Source organism: Falsirhodobacter sp. 20TX0035, from assembly GCF_028307215.1.
Taxonomy (GTDB): Bacteria; Pseudomonadota; Alphaproteobacteria; order Rhodobacterales; family Rhodobacteraceae; genus Falsirhodobacter.
In genome coordinates, this window is record NZ_JAQMHV010000018.1 from 14019 (window position 1) to 29928 (window position 15910).

General features: G+C 68.1%; 16 protein-coding genes. 9 read left to right on the forward strand and 7 right to left on the reverse strand.

The annotated features are described in order from the left end of the window. Positions 1 to 131: 131 nt before the first annotated feature. From ggpS to PIJ50_RS14920, 5 genes are all read right to left on the reverse strand, one after another. On the reverse strand, positions 132 to 1637 hold the full coding sequence (ggpS, locus tag PIJ50_RS14900) for a glucosylglycerol-phosphate synthase (protein WP_271976352.1): 1506 nt from the start codon (positions 1635 to 1637) through the stop codon (positions 132 to 134). A 2-nt stretch (positions 1638 to 1639) separates the two neighbouring features. Beyond that, positions 1640 to 2416, reverse strand: coding sequence for an HAD-IIB family hydrolase (locus PIJ50_RS14905; protein ID WP_271976315.1), 777 nt, complete (start codon positions 2414 to 2416; stop codon positions 1640 to 1642). Then, the gene (locus PIJ50_RS14910; protein WP_271976316.1) at positions 2413 to 3567 is read right to left on the reverse strand and encodes an NAD(P)H-dependent glycerol-3-phosphate dehydrogenase; all 1155 of its coding nucleotides are present in this window, start codon (positions 3565 to 3567) and stop codon (positions 2413 to 2415) included. The genes PIJ50_RS14905 and PIJ50_RS14910 overlap by 4 nt, the downstream gene beginning before the upstream one ends. Before the next feature lie 81 nt (positions 3568 to 3648). Beyond that, positions 3649 to 4215: a DUF1190 domain-containing protein gene (locus PIJ50_RS14915; RefSeq protein WP_271976317.1), complete on the reverse strand. Its 567-nt coding sequence runs from the start codon at positions 4213 to 4215 to the stop codon at positions 3649 to 3651. Positions 4216 to 4220: 5 nt separating this feature from the next. Further along, positions 4221 to 5426, reverse strand: coding sequence for a glutathionylspermidine synthase family protein (locus tag PIJ50_RS14920; protein WP_271976318.1), 1206 nt, complete (start codon positions 5424 to 5426; stop codon positions 4221 to 4223). Between the two features lie 140 nt (positions 5427 to 5566). Between PIJ50_RS14920 and PIJ50_RS14925 the strand changes: the two genes are divergently transcribed. The 8 genes from PIJ50_RS14925 to PIJ50_RS14960 all read left to right on the forward strand — a co-directional run bounded on the left by PIJ50_RS14925 (position 5567) and on the right by PIJ50_RS14960 (position 11975). Then, positions 5567 to 7717, forward strand: a complete 2151-nt coding sequence (locus PIJ50_RS14925; RefSeq protein WP_271976319.1) for an esterase-like activity of phytase family protein — start codon at positions 5567 to 5569, stop codon at positions 7715 to 7717. Between the two features lie 183 nt (positions 7718 to 7900). Beyond that, the gene (gene queC, locus PIJ50_RS14930; RefSeq protein ID WP_271976320.1) at positions 7901 to 8596 is read left to right on the forward strand and encodes a 7-cyano-7-deazaguanine synthase QueC; all 696 of its coding nucleotides are present in this window, start codon (positions 7901 to 7903) and stop codon (positions 8594 to 8596) included. After that, the gene (locus tag PIJ50_RS14935; protein WP_271976321.1) at positions 8596 to 8952 is read left to right on the forward strand and encodes a 6-pyruvoyl trahydropterin synthase family protein; all 357 of its coding nucleotides are present in this window, start codon (positions 8596 to 8598) and stop codon (positions 8950 to 8952) included. The genes queC and PIJ50_RS14935 overlap by 1 nt, the downstream gene beginning before the upstream one ends. Further along, complete coding sequence (gene queE, locus PIJ50_RS14940; protein WP_271976322.1) at positions 8949 to 9644, forward strand: 7-carboxy-7-deazaguanine synthase QueE; 696 nt, start codon at positions 8949 to 8951, stop codon at positions 9642 to 9644. Before PIJ50_RS14935 ends, queE begins: the two co-directional genes overlap by 4 nt. Beyond that, a complete protein-coding gene (gene queF / locus PIJ50_RS14945; protein WP_271976323.1) occupies positions 9644 to 10105 on the forward strand; it encodes a preQ(1) synthase in 462 nt (153 codons plus the stop codon). The genes queE and queF overlap by 1 nt, the downstream gene beginning before the upstream one ends. Before the next feature lie 39 nt (positions 10106 to 10144). Further along, positions 10145 to 10771, forward strand: a complete 627-nt coding sequence (locus PIJ50_RS14950) for a DUF1007 family protein (RefSeq protein WP_271976324.1) — start codon at positions 10145 to 10147, stop codon at positions 10769 to 10771. Next, positions 10762 to 11619 carry a nickel/cobalt transporter gene (locus tag PIJ50_RS14955; protein WP_271976325.1) on the forward strand — a complete coding sequence of 286 codons (858 nt, stop codon included), beginning with the start codon at positions 10762 to 10764 and terminating at the stop codon, positions 11617 to 11619. The genes PIJ50_RS14950 and PIJ50_RS14955 overlap by 10 nt, the downstream gene beginning before the upstream one ends. Further along, positions 11616 to 11975: a DoxX family protein gene (locus tag PIJ50_RS14960; RefSeq protein WP_271976326.1), complete on the forward strand. Its 360-nt coding sequence runs from the start codon at positions 11616 to 11618 to the stop codon at positions 11973 to 11975. Before PIJ50_RS14955 ends, PIJ50_RS14960 begins: the two co-directional genes overlap by 4 nt. Here PIJ50_RS14960 and PIJ50_RS14965 read toward each other — a convergent pair. Beyond that, a complete protein-coding gene (locus PIJ50_RS14965; RefSeq protein WP_271976327.1) occupies positions 11972 to 13180 on the reverse strand; it encodes a M20/M25/M40 family metallo-hydrolase in 1209 nt (402 codons plus the stop codon). The two genes, PIJ50_RS14960 and PIJ50_RS14965, sit on opposite strands and share 4 nt — an antisense overlap. Before the next feature lie 201 nt (positions 13181 to 13381). On the opposite strand from PIJ50_RS14965, the gene PIJ50_RS14970 reads away from it, so the two are divergent. Beyond that, the gene (locus PIJ50_RS14970; protein ID WP_271976328.1) at positions 13382 to 14695 is read left to right on the forward strand and encodes a uracil-xanthine permease family protein; all 1314 of its coding nucleotides are present in this window, start codon (positions 13382 to 13384) and stop codon (positions 14693 to 14695) included. Here the strand turns inward: PIJ50_RS14970 and PIJ50_RS14975 are convergent. Beyond that, a complete protein-coding gene (locus PIJ50_RS14975; RefSeq protein WP_271976329.1) occupies positions 14692 to 15855 on the reverse strand; it encodes an MFS transporter in 1164 nt (387 codons plus the stop codon). The two genes, PIJ50_RS14970 and PIJ50_RS14975, sit on opposite strands and share 4 nt — an antisense overlap. Positions 15856 to 15910: the final 55 nt, after the last annotated feature.

A 15910-nucleotide genomic window follows, 5' to 3' on the forward strand; every position in this document is an offset into this window, starting at 1 on the left:
ACTTGCCTCGGTCTTACGCTGGCTTCAAAGACGAGTAAACACCCCTTGAGCCTGCAAGACAATCGCGCGCCTGCAGGGGTGTCGTGCAGGCGAACCGGGGTGGCGGCGGGGCCTGAACCCCGCCCGTTCTGTCAGCTCAGGCCGTCCTGCGGCGGGGCCAGAAGTTCGCGGAAGTGCCGGGTCATCCGGTCGGACCAGGCCGCGATGCTCCACCTTTTGGCGGACTGGCGCAGCTCCACCATGCGCGAGGCCCGCTCCTCGGGCCCCATGGCCAGCGCCTGGTCCAGCGCACGGTCCATCGAGGCGTGGGAGAACGGGTTGACCGGGATCGCGCCGTTCAGCAGCACCGCGCAGCCCGCGAATTCCGACAGGATCAGCGCCCCGTCATCGCCCGTCGCCTTCGCCAGGCAGTATTCGGCCGCCACAAGGTTCAGCCCGTCCGCCAGCGGCGTGATCGACGCCACGTCAGCGGCGCGGTAGTAGGCCACCAGTTCCGCCAGCGGGATCGCGGTGGAGATCAGCGACACCGGCTGCCATTCAAAGGTGCCGTGCGTGCCGTTGATGCGGCCGGTCAACTCCTCGATCTTCTGCTGGACCTCCTCATAGGCGGTCATGTTCCGGTTCGCGCCCACCGACACCAGCATCAGGCGCACCTTGCCGTGCAGTTCGGGGCGGCGGTTCAGCAGCCGCTCGAAGGTTTCCAGCTGCTCGATGTTGCCCTTGGTGTAATCGGTGCGCGACACGGACACGACCAACTGGCCTTCGCCCATCCAGTCGCGGATGGCGCGGACCTTTTCCTCCACCTCCGGCGCCTCAGCCAGATCGGACAGGTAGTCCACATTGACGCCGACGGGATTGACCTCGATCCGGATCTTGCGGCCGCGATGCTCCATCAGGGTGGGGGTGAACCGTTCCGACAGCGCGGCCCCGCGGGGGGTCATGGTGTCGGCCGTGTGTTCGTCCGAAATCGTCCGCGCCCGCGTCAGCGAATGCGCAACCGAGGCGAAGTTCTGGGCATAACGCGGAATGTGGAAGCCCACGCTGTCGCAGGCCAGAAGCGAACGGATGATCTCCTCCCGCCAAGGCAGGACGTTGAACATGTCGGCCGAGGGGAAGGGCGTGTGGTGGAAGAAGGCGATCTTCACGTCCGGCTTGATCTGGCGCAGGTAGCCGGGCACGAGCCACAGATTGTAGTCGTGCACCCAGACCACACCGTTGTCCGACACCTCGTTCGCGGCGGCTTCGGCAAAGGCCCAATTCACTTCGCGGAAGGTGGACCAGTCCACGGGGTCGTAATTGTACTTTTCCTTGAAGCCGTGAAGGATCGGCCAGAACGCTTCCTTCGACGTCACGTGGTAGAAGCTCGACACCTGCTCCTTGGTCAGGGGCAGGCGGCTGACCTTGTACTTGCCATAGGAGTCGTCGATCTCGATCACGCGATCGAAGGATGGGTTTGCCGGATCCTCGGCGTGCTTCCACGCGACCCAAGCGCCGTTGCCCATGCGCCCCATCACGCCCTTCAGCGTGGGGACGATGCCGTTGGGCGACCGGTTCTCGCGCAGCTCCACGGTGCCGTCCTCGTGCTCCACCTCCTCATAGGGTTGGCGGTGATAGACGACAACAAGATCGGATTTCACGCTCATGCGGTCACCTCGTCCGGGGCTTCGGGGTGCAGTTGGAAGGCGCGGATCGCCTCGGCGATGCCGCCGGTGCCTGGCAGGGCGCAATGGCGCGCCCGGGGCAGATCGCGCGTGGCGTCCAAGAGGCCCTGTTCGCTTTCGCCCACCACCGCGCCGTGCAGGCCCGTCTGGAACATCGACAGGTCGTTCAGCGTGTCGCCCGCGACCAGCACGCGTTCGGGGTCGATCCCCAGCTGGTCCAGCAGGCGCAAAAGCGACGGCCCCTTCGACACGCCCCCCGGCAGCACGTCCAGATAGCATCCATGAGAGATCAGGATGTCGAAGCCCGCCTCCTTCAACGGCGCCACGCTGGCCGGATCATAGGTTTCCGGATCCCAATGATAGCTGACGCGGTGGCGGAAGGGTGTGTCCTGTTCCACCAGCCCCGGCGCGTCCTTCAGCGTCCGGCGCACCAGATCGCCGCGGTCGCCCCACACCTCGCGGATATGAGCCTCCAAGGCGTCGATCGGCGTCACGGTGCCGTTGTCCAGGCCGGCGATGGTGGTGCCCACGTCGCCCACCACGTAGTCGGGCCATGGCATGATGCCGTCGCCGCACATCTGCGCAATAAAGGCCGGATCGCGGCCGGTCACGAAGATCAGGCCGACATCCTCCCGGCGCGCCTCGATCCAGTCGTAAAGGATGCGGCGCATGGCGTCGGTGCCGCCCAGAAAGGTGCCGTCCAGATCGGTGGCCAGCACGAAGCGCCAGTTTTTGGGGTCTCGGGTCTGGGTCATTGGAATTTGTCCTCGAAATGGCGGGTGACGGCCTCGACCGCCGGGTGATCCATCTGCAGGTTCATCGCGCGAGGCTCGGCACTCAGGGGCGCGGCCCAGTAGTTCGCGAAAGCGATCGCGATGGGCTGGCCCTCGGCGGTGATGGCGCGGACCATCTCGCAGATCGGCATGTTCAGGCCCAGCTTGCGGGCCAGATCGGTCACGGTGATCGCGTTGTGGCGGCCTTCGACCACCACCGGCTGGCCGTCGAACACGGCCTCGTCGGGCACACCCTGCCCGCGCTGGAAGCCGTAGGAGAAGTTGCGCGACTGGCGCGACGAACAGGTCAGGATCAGGTCACCGAGGCCACCAAGACCCGTCACCGTCTCGCGCCGCCCGCCCAGATGCACGGCCAGCTCCTTCATCTCGTCCAGGCCGCGGGTGATGATCGCGGCGCGGGAATTGTCGCCAAAGCCCGCCCCGGCCAGGATGCCGCAGGCGATGGCGATGACGTTCTTTACGGCGCCCCCCACCTCGACCCCCGCCATGTCGTCCGAGACGTAGGGGCGGAAGCTGCCGGTGGTCAGCGACAAGGCCATGCGCACGGCGGCCCGGTCCGCGGGCGCCACGTCCGGCTGGGTGGTGCAGGCCACGGTGACGGCGGTGGGATGCCCGGCGGCGGTTTCCTTGGCGAAGGTCGGCCCAGTGACGGCGCCGATGGGGCGGCCGGGGGCCACCTCCTCCACCACGGCGGACATCAGAAGGCCGGTGTCGGCCTCGATCCCCTTTGCGCAGACGAAGATGGGCACGCCGGGCGCGGCCAGCGCGCCGATCTGGGCCGCCATCTCGCGAATGGTCAGCGAGGGCGTCACCAGCAGCACCGCCTCCGCCCCGTTCAGCGCCTGCGCCAGATCGGTGGTGGGCCGGATGGCATGGGGCAAGGCGATGTCGCCGAGATAGCGGGGGTTGCGGTGGGTATCGGTCATCGCGGCGGCCAGCACCGCGTCCCGCATCCAAAGGCGGGTGTCGCGCCCGGCGCGGGCGGCCACGGTGGCCAGGGCGGTGCCCCAGGCGCCACCGCCGATCACGGCGATGCGGTCAAAAGGACGGGTGACAGTCGCGACAGGTTGCGACCCGTTGTGTGGCGGGTGTGTCTGTGTGTCGTTTTGCATATGCGCCTTGTTATAGGCGAAGATTCGCCCGAAATCCACCGTGCCACCCAAGATTGGCACAGGCGGGACGCAAATGCAGGCTTATCCGCCCATGGTCGACCGCGCCGCGCCGCTGGATCCGAAGCCGCCCCGGCGCATCGCGTCGGCCTGCGTCATCGGCGGCTTGCCGATGGTGCTGGGGGCCTTGTTGAAGGCGGTGGCGTTCATCGGGCCCTTGCCGGTGTTGGTCGCAACCTTGGTGCCGCCGGGGGTGGCGTACCGCCCGTCGGCCGTGCGCGACAAGGGCTGGCTCATGAACCCGCCGCGTCCGCCCAGCATCTGGCCGATCAGCATCCCCGCCAGCAGCGGCATGAAGGAAAAACCGCCGCCCGGCTGCGCCTGCTGTTCGCAGTTGCCCGCGCCGTGCTGCTCCTCGCACACGGCCAGCGCGTCATAACGGGGGGCCGTTTCATTGTGATCCGCCTGCGCCTGCGCAAAGGCCGCGTCGCAATCCTCGGCGGTGAAGGCAAGGCTGCCCTGTTCCACCTGCGCCTTACAGGCCGCGGCGTTCGGGAACGAGGAGGCTTCGGTCTGATCCTCCTTGCAGCCCGACAGGGCGAAGGCGGCGCCCATCAGCGTCAGGGCCACGGTGGCGGAACGTTTGCGCATGGGCGTCATCCTTGGATGAAATGGGGCTTGAAGCGGGACAGATCCTGCGTGATCCGGGCCCGATCCTCGCGGATGCCAAGGCCGGCACAGGTTTCCCCCACGATCCAGGCCCCCAGAACAGGGCGGAAACCGTCGAAGACCGGCAGCGGAACATAGGCCTGCACAACCTTCGGATGATCATCATAGGCGCGATCGGTGGCGGTTTCCAGCGGGCGGCCGTTTTCCAGGATGTCGATCGACGATCCTTCCCGCGAAAAGATCGGTTTGACCACATGGCCGGCCTTCAGCGCGTCGCGCGCCCGGTCGAACAGGGGCGATCCGCCGGTGCCGTCGCGCAGGGCGCCGGCCACGTCGTTCAGGAAGAAGGCGGGCAGCAGGTTCGGGTGGCCCTCGAACATCTCCCACAGCACGGGCAGGATGGCCTTGTTCGACACCAGCGCCTTCCACGGCGGCTCGATGAACCGCGCGCCCGAGGGGACGATGGCCGCGCCGAACTCGTCCCGGAAGATGTCCTCCCACGGATAAAGCTTGAACAGCGTGCCGATGACGCGGTCCTCGGCGTCCAGGAACTGGCCCTCCGCGCTCAGCCCGATCTTTTCCAGATCGGTGTAATGCGCGCCCATGCCGCCTTCGCGCGCGGCCCAGGCCATGGCCTCCACCGTGGCGTAATCCTCGGCGTTGCCGGCGGCGGCGGCGAAGTGGATGTCGGTGTTCGCGGGGAACAGCTCGCGGAAGCGTTCGGCCAGCGCCTCGTGCAGGCCGTTGAACTGGTCGGCCCCTTCGGGCAGCACGCCCGCCTTGATCTGGTCCTCCAGCCACTGCCACTGGAAGGACGCGGTTTCGTACAGCGAGGTCGGCGTGTCCGCGTTGTATTCCAGCAGCTTCGCGTCGCCCCCGTCATAGGCCAGATCCATGCGGCCATAAACCTCGGGCGCGAAGGACCGCCAGCTGGTCGCCACCAGATCGCGGAACCCCGGAGGGATGCCCATGCGGTCCATCAGCCGTTCGTCCTTCACGATGCGGTCCACGGCCTCGCGGCACATGCCGTGCAGTTCGGTCGCGGGATCCTCGATCCGCGTCTCGATCTCCTCCAGCGTGAAGCGGTAGGCGGAGGTTTCGTCCCAATAGGGCTCGCCATGCATCTCGGCGAAGGTGAAGCCGGTTTCGGCTTCGCGCTGGTCCGCGCGGGGGGTAAGGCTGATCTTTTCCATGAACACCGTTGGGCCAAAGCGGAACGCCCGCGTCAAGTCCCAGATAGGGTTCGGCGTGGGTTCACGCAACTGTCACATCCCTGTGATGCGCGTGTCACCTTGCCGCGTCAGGTGTCGCGGCAACGAACATGAGGACCCACATGAACCGATACGCGCTTTCCTCGATGCTGGCACTGGCGGCCGCCATGCCGGCCGCGGCCGAAACGACCTTCAACCGCATCGCCTCCTTCGCCACGACCGAGAACATGGCCGAGGGCGAGGATCGCGCGCAGCCGACCTCGGCCGAGATCATCTCGGTGTCGGAAGACGGGATGACGCTGGTCTATTCCGACAGCCCGCACGGGGTTCTGGGCTTTGTCGACATCACCGACCCGACGCAGCCGAAGCCCCTGGGCAACGTGGAGATGGAGGGCGAACCCACCACCGCCGTCATCATCGGCGACCGCGCCTTCGTGGGCGTGGACACGTCCGACAGCTTCACCGAGCCCTCGGGCCAGCTGCGCATGCTGGACATGAAGACGGAAGAGGTTCTGGCCTCCTGCGATCTGGGCGGGCAGCCGGATTCGGTCGCCAAGTCCAAGGACGGCAGCTTCCTGGCCGTCGCCATCGAGAATCAGCGCGACGAGGACGTGAACGACGGCGCCCTGCCGCAGATGCCCGCCGGCTTCGTGGTGAAGCTGCCCGTGACGGACGGGACCATCGACTGCGACGCCATGCAGACCATCGACCTGACCGGTCTGGCCGACATCGCGCCCGAAGACCCCGAGCCGGAATACGTGGACATCAACGACGCGGGCGAGATCGTCGTCACGCTTCAGGAAAACAACCACATCGTCATCATCGGCGCCGACGGGAAGGTCGCGTCGGATTTCTCGGCCGGCACCGTGTCGCTGGACGGGATCAACACGGAAGATGACGGCGCGCTGTCCTTCGACGGCAGCCTGACCGACATTCCGCGCGAACCCGACGGCGTGCAGTGGCTGGGCGACGACCACATCGTGACGGCCAACGAAGGCGACTGGAACGGTGGTTCGCGCGGCTGGACGATCTTCGACCGTGACGGCACCGTCGTCTACGACGCCGGCAACAGCTTTGAACATGCCGTGGCGGCCATCGGCCACTATCCCGACAAGCGGTCCGACGCCAAGGGTGCCGAGCCTGAGTCGATCGAGGTCGGCACCTTCAACGGCACCACCTACGTCTTCGTCGTGTCCGAACGCGCCTCGGTCATCGGCGCCTATGACGTGACCGATCCGGCAAAGCCGGTGCTGACCCAGATGATCCCCTCGGGCGTCAGCCCCGAAGGTCTGGTCGCCATTCCCGCCCGCAACCTCCTCGCCTCGGCGAACGAGGCCGATCTGGGCGAAGACGGCGGCGCGCGCGCCCATGTCATGCTGTTCGAGCCTGGCACGGGCCCCGCGGCCTATCCGATGCTGACCTCCGAAGGCTCCGACCCGCTGATCGGCTGGGGCGCGCTGTCCGGTCTGGTCGCCGGCGAGGGGACGACGCTTTATGCCGTGTCCGACAGCGTTTATGGCAAGCAGCCCGCGATCTACACGATCGACGCCGCGCAGACGCCGGCGAAGATCACCGAAAAGCGGATCGTGACGCGCGACGGCCAGCCGGCTGAAAAGCTGGATCTGGAAGGCATCACCACGGACGGGGCCGACGGCTTCTGGCTCGCCTCCGAAGGCAACACGGAAAAGGAGATCCCGCACGAGATCCTGCACGTGGGCGCCGATGGTGCGATCACCGAGGAGGTGACCCTGCCCGAGGCCCTGCTGGAAGGCGAAAAGCGCTTCGGCTTCGAGGGCATCGCCAAGGTCGGCGACGTCCTGTGGATGGCCGTCCAGCGCGAATGGAACGACGAGGCTGGCCATGTGAAGCTGCTGGCCTATGACTCGGCCAAGAAGGAATGGCTGGGCGGCGTGTCCTACCCGCTTGAGGAAAAGGGCGACGGCTGGATGGGCCTGTCCGAGATCACCGTCCATGGCGATCACGCCTATATCGTGGAGCGTGACAACCTGATCGGCGACGCCGCCAAGGTGAAGAAGATCTTCCGCGTGGCGCTGGACCAAATGCAGCCTGCGATGACCGACATGCCCGTTGTCACGAAGGAAGAGGTCCGCGACCTGATCCCCGACCTGAAGCGTACCCACGGCTATGTGGTCGACAAGGTCGAGGGCTTCGCGATCACTTCCGACGGCGAAGGCTGGGTCGTGACCGACAATGACGGCGTGGACGACAGCTCGGGCGAGACGCTGTTCTTCTCCATCGGCAAGTTGAAATAAGGGGTCGGACCCCTTCGGATCGAACGGTTTCTATGGGGCGGCGGGCCAGAAACCCGCCGCCCTTGGCGTTTCCGGGGTCGGCCCTTCAAGATTTCGTTGCTTGCGTTCGGGGGCGGTTTCGCCGTAGACGCGCCCCGTCCCGGTCGCAGCCTACCCGGGTGATCAAAACAAGGGTTTGAACACATGAAGACGATCGTCATCTGCTCCGGCGGGCTGGATTCCGTGTCGCTGGCGCATGTTCTGGCCGCCGAAGGGCATCTTTCGGCGCTGGTGTCCTTCGACTACGGCCAGCGTCACCGCAAGGAGCTGGACTTCGCCGCCCGTGCCGCCACCCGGCTGGGCGTGCCGTTCCACCGGATCGACATGCGCGGCATCGGCGCGGCCCTGACCGGTTCCGCCCTGACCGACGATGTGGACGTCCCCGACGGCCATTACGCCAAGGAAACGATGCGCATCACCGTCGTGCCCAACCGCAACGCGATCATGCTGACCATCGCCTTCGGCGTGGCCGCGGCGCAGGGGGCCGATGCGGTGGCCACGGCCGTGCATGGGGGCGACCATTTCATCTATCCCGACTGCCGCCCCGCCTTCACCGAGGCGTTCCAGACGATGCAGGACGCGGCGCTAGACGGATACGCCTCCGTCCGGCTGGTGACGCCCTATGTGCACCGCAGCAAGGCCGACATCGTGGCCGACGGCGCGCGCGTCGGCACGCCCTTTGCCGAAACGTGGTCCTGCTACAAGGGCGGCGACCTCCATTGCGGCCGCTGCGGCACCTGCGTCGAACGGCGCGAGGCGTTCGATCTCGCGGGCGTTCCAGATCCGACCGATTACGCCGATCCCGACTTCTGGCGCCACGCGGTGGAGGGGCACCGCTGATGTACCGGATCACCAAGGAATTCGCCTTCTGCGCCTCGCACCAGCTGGTGGGCCTGCCCGAAGGGCACCAGTGCGGCCGCCTGCACGGCCACAACTACGTCGTCGTGGTCGAACTGGCCTCCGCCACCCTGAACGCCCACGGCTTCGTGCGCGACTACGGAGAGTTGAAGGCGCTGAAGGACTACATCGACACCACCTTCGACCACCGCCACCTGAACGAGGTGATGGACGACGATCTGGTGACGGCCGAAAAGCTGGCCCGCCATTTCCACGACTGGTGCGCCGTCCTGTGGCCCGAGGTGACGGCGGTGCGCGTGTCCGAAACCCCCAAGACCTGGGCGGAGTACCGGCCATGATCCGCGTGTCCGAGATCTTCGGCCCAACCATCCAGGGAGAGGGCGTGCTGATCGGGCTGCCCACGGTCTTCGTCCGTTCAGGCGGGTGCGACTACCGGTGCAGTTGGTGCGACAGCCTCCACGCCGTCGACAGCGCCTTTCGCGACACCTGGACCCCCATGACGGCCGAGGCGATCCTGACCCGGATCGAGGATCTGTCGGGCGGCCGGCCGCTGACCGTGTCCCTGTCGGGCGGCAATCCCGCCATCCAGCCCTTCGGCCCGCTGATCGCGGCGGGGCAGGACAAGGGGTATCGCTTCGCACTGGAAACCCAGGGGTCCATCAGCCAGCCGTGGTTCGTGCGGCTGGACACGCTGGTGTTGTCCCCCAAACCCCCCAGCAGCGGGCAGGACACGGATTGGGACGCCTTCGCGCGCTGCCTTCTGCCGGGGCCGGAAACGGTGATGAAGATCGTGGTCTTCGACGATGCGGACTACGCCTTTGCGCGCGACGCGGCGGCCCGCTTCCCGCACCTGCCGCTGTATCTTCAACCCGGCAACCCGATGGTGGACGAGGCGGCGGCCGTGGATCAGAACGGCCTCGTGGACCGGATGCTGTGGCTGATCGACAAGACCGTGGCGGATGGCTGGTTCACCCCGCGCATCCTGCCGCAACTGCATGTCATCCTTTGGGGCAATAAAAGGGGCGTATGATGGAAGAGAACATCTATTCGGGGCTGAAGCAGCTGGGCGGCGCGACCGTCATGCCCCAATCGCCCGAGGAGGCGGTGCTGGAACGGGTGAAGAACCCGCAGGACGTGTCCTACCTCGTGCGTTTCACCGCGCCGGAATTCACCTCGCTCTGCCCGATGACGGGGCAGCCCGACTTCGCGCATCTGATGATCGACTACGTGCCCGGCGACTGGCTGGTGGAATCGAAGTCGCTGAAGCTGTTCCTCGGGTCATTCCGCAACCATGGCGCGTTCCACGAGGATTGCTCCGTCCTGATCGCGCGGCGGCTGGTGGAGTTCCTTGATCCGCAATGGCTGCGCATCGGCGCCTACTGGTATCCGCGCGGCGGCATTCCGATCGACGTCTTCTGGCAGACGGGCGAACCGCCAAAGGGCGTTTGGATCCCTGAACAGGGCGTGCCGCCCTATCGCGGACGCGGCTAAGTGAATTGCGCGGCGGTTCGGGGCGGGGTAGCCAAGGGCATGTTCCGTCGCGCCCTTCTCCTCGCCTGTCTTGCCGCCTCGCCCGCCGGGGCGCATCCGCATGTCTTTGTCGACGAATCCGTCGGCTTCCGGATGGACGGGGACGCCCTGACCGGGCTGCGGATCGTCTGGCTGTACGACGCGTTCTCCACCCTCGTCCTGTATGACCAGCTTTGGCTGGACGAGGATGGCGATGGCCAGCTGAACGCCGAGGATCTGCAGAAGGTCGCCGCCGGCGAAACCGAATGGGCCGAGGATTACGAAGGCGACACCTACCTGTTCCACGGCAACGCCAAGGTGCCGCTGACCCGTCCGGAAAACGGCACCGCCCGCATGGTGGGCGACCGGGTGGAGGTGACGTTCGACCTGCCGCTGGCCGACCCCCTGCCCATGGCGGGGCAGGAGGTGGTGCTGAAGATGTACGCGCCCGACTATTACTACGCCTACACCGCCAAGGCCGTGCTGGACACGCCCGAAGGCTGCCACACGCGCATCGTGCCCTTCACCCCCGACAGCGTCAGCCTGCGCCTTCAGGCCGAACTCGCAAAGCTGGGAACCGAGGAGATGCCCGACGATCCCAACATCGGCGCCAACTTCGCCGAGGAAGCGCGGCTGGCATGCGACTGATCGCGGGGCTGGCGGCCGCGGCCCTGCTGGCCGTCGTCCTGATCGGGCTGGGGGATCACTACGGGCTAGCCGCGCTGGGCTGGGCGTCCGGCGTGCAGCAAAAGGTGCAGACCGAGATGGCGGGCGTGATCCGCGCGATCAAGGCGGGCGACCCCTGGGCCCTTGCCACCCTCTGCGGGCTGAGCGGGGCCTACGGCTTCCTGCACGCGCTGGGGCCGGGGCATGGCAAGGTGCTGCTGGGCGGGGCTGCGCTGGGCACCACGGCCACCGCGCGCCGCATCTTCGCGCTGGGGGCGGCCGCCAGCCTGGCGCAGGCGCTGGGGGCCATCCTTCTGGTGCTGGTGGTCGTGAACCTGTTCCGCCTGACCTCGCAAGAGGCGTCGGCCCTGGCCGAGGGGGCGCTTGCCACCTTCAGCCGTCTGGCCATCGCCGCCATCGGCGCGCTGCTGGTCTGGCGCGGGCTGCGGGCGCTGCGGGCCGAACAGCACCATCATCACCATTGCGGCTGCGGCCATTCTCACGGCCCCACGGCGGCCGAGGTGACGAACCTGTCGTCCCGGCGCGAGACCTTCGCCCTGATCCTGTCGGTCGCGGCACGCCCCTGCACCGGCGCGATCTTTCTTCTGGTCATCGCCTGGCGCTTCGGGATTCCCGGCGCGGGGGTGCTGGGGGTGCTGGCCATGGGGCTGGGCACGGCCGCGCTGAACGCGCTGGCCATCGGCGGCGGGCTGGCCGCGCGCCGGCTGGCCTGGCTGGGCCGCCGGACGGGCAACGCACGCCGGGCGGGCGTGCTTCAGGTGGCGGCGGGGGCGGCGGTCGTGGGCCTGTCCGCGCTGACGCTCGCATGAACGACGCGCTGAACCTTGTCGGCCGGGTGCTGATCGCGCTGCTGTTCGTGGGCGGCGCGCTGCAGAAGGTGACCGAGCCCGCCCCGGTGGAAGGGATGATCGCGGGTCTTGGCTTGCCGGGTGGGCTCGTCTGGCCGGTGGCCCTGTTCGACCTGATCGCGGGCGTGCTCCTGGTGACGGGGCCGCGCGTGCGGCAGGTGGCGCTGGTGATGGCCACCTATTGCATCCTCACCAGCTGGTTCCACTGGCAGCTTCGGGCCGATCCGTGGCAGGTCACGATCTTCGTGAAGAACTGGGCCATCGCCGGCGGCCTTCTGGTGCTGGCCGCCAGCGGTCCGGGCCGCTTCGCGCGCTAGACCTCCATCCCCGCGGTGCCAAGGATCGCGGCCAGCGCGGCGTTCAGCCCGCGCAGCGACAGCTCCGGCTCCACATCGATCCATTCCTCCAGCGTGTGGGCCCGGCCGCCCGCGCCACCGCTGCCGAATTTCACCGCCGGGATCCCCAGGCTCATCGGGATGTTCGCGTCGGTGGAGGAGGCGGAAAGCACCGGCGTGAACCCGAAGGCGCGGATCGCCTCCATCGATGCGGTGACGATGCGCTGGTCATGGCCCGTGCCGCCCGCCGGACGCGCGCCGATCTGCGCGGCCTCGGCCCGGATGGACCCGTTGGCGGTGTCGCCGCGCGCGTTCTCGTTTTCCACCGCCGTGGCGATCAGGCGGTGCATCTCTGCGTCGATCCGGGCCAGTTCGGCGGGCGAGGTCGAACGCAGGTCCACCTCCACCCACACCTCCTCGGGGATGGCGTTGATGGAGGTGCCGCCCCCGAACACGCTGGCGCAATAGGACGTGCGGGGATCGGCCGGCACCTCGATCTTCGACAGGCCCACCAGCATCTCGCCCATGGCATAGGCGGGGTTCACGGTGCCGAAGGCGCCAAGGCTGTGCCCACCCGGCCCCCGGAACGTCACGCGGTATCGGTTGGACCCGACGGCCCCCGTGACCAGATCCGGCGTCTCGATCCCGTCGATGGTGAAGAAGGCGGCCACCTTGTCGCGATACGCCCCTTCGGTGAAGAAGTGGCGCACGCCGCGCAGGTCGCCTTTCCCTTCCTCGCCCACGTCGCCCATGAACAGGATGTCATGCTCGGTCCAGATGTCGGCCGCGTCCAGCGCGCGGACAAAGGCCAGAAGGGCCGCCAGCCCGCGCGTGTCGTCGCCCACGCCGGGAGCGAACAGCTTCGTGCCCTCGCGCCGCACGGTCACGTCCGTGCCTTCGGGGAACACAGTGTCCAGATGCGCCGACACCACAACCAGCGACCCGTTGCCCCGCCCGCGCCGCAGCCCGGTCACGTTGCCGATGGCGTCGGTCGTCACATCCTCCAGCCCCAGCGCACGAAACCGCTCGGCATAGGCCGCCGCGCGCCGTTCCTCCCGGAAGGGCGGGGCGGGGATTTCGGTCAGGGTGACGATCTCCTCCACGAACCGGTCGTGATCCGCGCGCAGCGCGTCGGTCGCGGTCGTGAACCGGGGGTGGGAGAGAATGGTGGTCATGTCGAAGGTCATGGGCGGGCTCCTTTGCCGGTCCACCATTTTCCGGGCGGCGGCGGGATGCAAGGCCGCCGGGGGTGCACAACGGCCACGCAAGGGCACCTGCCTGCAGAAAGGCCGTGCGCGCCGCGGGGGCTGGATGTAAGCCGACCGTCAGGTCGCGCGCCGTGCCCGGAGGCCGCACCCCCTTCAAGACCGGGCCGACAGGAGGTGCATGTGAGCTTCTTTCCCCGCTGGACGCCCGCCACGGGCCCCATGGTGCAGCCGGATGAACGGCTGGGCTGGGGCGCGACGGTTCCCCTTGGCCTGCAACATCTGGTTGCGATGTCGGGCTCGACCATCCTTGCGCCACTCCTGATGGGGTTCGATCCGAACCTGGCCATCCTGTTTTCGGGCATCGGCACGCTGATCTTCTTCGTGGTGACGCGGGGAAGGGTTCCCAGCTATCTCGGCTCCTCCTTCGCGTTCATCGCGGTGGTCATCGCGGCCACGGGCTATGCGGGGCAGGGGGCGAACGCGAACATCGGCGTGGCGCTGGGCGGGATCATCGCCTGCGGGCTGCTGTATGCGCTGATCGGCGCGCTGGTGATGGCCACGGGCACGGCTTGGGTGGAACGGCTGATGCCTCCCACCGTCACGGGCGCCGTGGGCGCGGCCATCGGCCTGAACCTCGCCCCCGTCGCCACGCAAGGGATCGAGGGGACGGGCCCGCACATGCTGGTGGCGCTGCTGACGGTTCTGGCGGTCGGGCTGGTCGCCGTCTATGCGCCCCCGGCCATCCGCCGGGTGTCGATCCTTGCGGGCATCCTTGTGGGCTATGGCGCCGTGCTGATCCTGGGCAACGGCCTTGGCCTTCTGCCGGGGGTCAATTTCGGGGCGCTGGCCGCCGCGCCGTGGTTCGGCTGGCCCACCTTCCACGCGCCGGTGTTCGACAGCCGCGCCATCTGGCTGATCGCCCCCGTCGCCATCATCCTCGTGGCGGAGAATCTGGGCCACATCAAGGCCATCGGCGCGATGACGGGCCGCCCCATGGACCGCTGGATCGGGCCTGGCTTCATCGGCGACGGGATCGCCACGATGGTGTCGGGCGCCGGCGGCGGCACCGGCGTCACCACCTATGCCGAGAACATGGGCGTCATGGCCGTCACCCGCGTCTTCTCCACGCTCGTCTTCGTGGTGGCGGCGGTGGTGGCGATCTTCCTCGGATTCTCGCCCAAGTTCGGGGCGCTGCTGGGCACGATCCCCGCGCCGGTGCTGGGCGGGCTGTCGGTCGTGGTGTTCGGCCTGATCGCCGCCGCTATGGTGCGTCTGTGGGTAGACAACCACGTCGACTTTTCCGACCCGCGCAACCTGATCACGGTCGGGGTCACGCTGGTGTTCGGGGCCGGCAATTTCGGCATCACCCTGGGCGGCTTCACCGTCGAAGGGATCGGCACGGCCACTGTGGCGGCGATCGTGCTATATCAGCTGCTGGGCCTGCGCCGGGCCGATCGCGTGGTCCTGCCGATGGACGAGGCGTCGGGCCGCTAGGCGCGCCGTTCCAGAACCAGGAAGGCGGCCAGCGCCAGCGCCGGCGCCGCCATCCCGATCAGGGCGGCCGCAAGCCAGCCGCCCTGTTCATAGGCCAGCGCGCCAAATCCCGACCCCACGGCCCCGCCCACGAAGAAGGCGGCCATGAACAGCCCGTTCAGCCGGTTGCGCGTGGCGGCGCCCAGCGCGAAGATCTCCCTCTGGCTGAGGACGAGGTTCATGCCGATCGCCGCGTCCAGCACGATTGCGGCCACCGTCAGCACGATCAGCCCCGGCACCAGCGACAGCGCAAAGGCCGCGATGGCCAGCAGCAGCGCCGCCAGCGTTGCCACCCGCGTGTGGCCCGCATCGGCCCACCGCCCCGCCGCCGGCGCGATCAGGGCCCCCGCCACGCCAGCCAGTGCGAACAGGGCGATGCCGCGCTGGTCCAGCCCGTAGCGTTCCGCCAGCAGCAGGGGCGTCACCGTCCAGAACAGGCTGAACACCGAAAACAGCGCCGCGTGATACAGCGCCCGCCGCCGCAGCACTGGCGTGTCCCGCACCAGCCCCATCATGGAATGGAGGAGGGAGCCGTAGCTCATCCCGCCCTGCGGCATGCGCTTGGGCAGGCGCAGGCGCAGGGCGACGCCCAGCATCACCATGGCCCCCGCCGACAGGGCATAGACCATGTGCCACCCCGCCACATCGGCGATCAGGCCCGACACGGGGCGGGCCAGCATGATGCCCAGCAGCAGCCCGCTCATCACATTGCCGACCGTGCGGCCGCGGGTGGCCTCGTCGGCAAGGGCGGCGGCGAAGGGCACCAGCACCTGCACGGCCACCGCCCCCAGCCCGACGGCCAGCCCCGCCGTCAGGAACAGCGCCGCCGATCCGGCCAGCCCCGCCACCACCAGCGCGACCGTCAGGCCCGCCATCAGCGCAAGGATCAGGCGGCGGTTTTCCATCAGGTCGCCCAAGGGCACCAGAAACAGCAGTCCCAGCCCATAGCCGACCTGGGTCAGCGTCACGGTCAGGCCGGCTGCGCCGGGCGACAGGCCCAGATCCCGCGCGATGGGGCCGGCCAGCGGCTGCGGATAATAGAGGTTCGCCACGATCAGCCCGCAGGCGGCGGCGAACAGAAACACAAGCCCGCGGGACAGCGGGCGGGACGGGTCGGTCATGAAAGCCTCGGGGAGGATGCGTCGTTCGCGCGCACCCTAGCGCCGGACATCCGCC